Below are 353 nucleotides of genomic sequence, written 5' to 3'. Positions count from 1 at the left end.
TCTTCCGGCGGAGTACCGGCAGTTGTGCGACCTGTCCACGCTGAAGCTGGAACCCGCCACCTTTGTTGAGCCGGACCTGCATCAGTACGCCAGCGATATCCTCTGGAGTGTGAAAACCACCGGGGGTAAAGACGGCTATGTTTATACGCTCATCGAGCACCAGAGCACCGAAAATCTGTACATGCCTTTTCGCATGTTACGTTACAGTGTGGCGGCGATGCAGAGGCATCTGGAGCAGCACAAAACGTTGCCACTGGTCATTCCGGTGCTGTTCTATCACGGTGAGCGCAGCCCGTACCCGTACAGCATGAACTGGCTGGACTGTTTTGAGAATCCGGCGCTTGCGGCTAAAA

1 protein-coding gene is annotated in these 353 nt (G+C 55.5%); it reads left to right on the top strand.

From position 1 onward, the window contains the following. Positions 1-353: Rpn family recombination-promoting nuclease/putative transposase (locus E0D98_RS26115; RefSeq protein WP_131891582.1), on the top strand; the 353-nt coding region annotated here is incomplete at both ends.

Origin of the sequence: Escherichia sp. KCJ4928 (assembly GCF_004352695.1) — a bacterium.
Taxonomy (GTDB): Bacteria; Pseudomonadota; Gammaproteobacteria; order Enterobacterales; family Enterobacteriaceae; genus ECMA0423.
The sequence above is the reverse complement of the archived record's forward strand: the minus strand, read 5'-3'. Positions and strand labels throughout refer to the sequence as shown.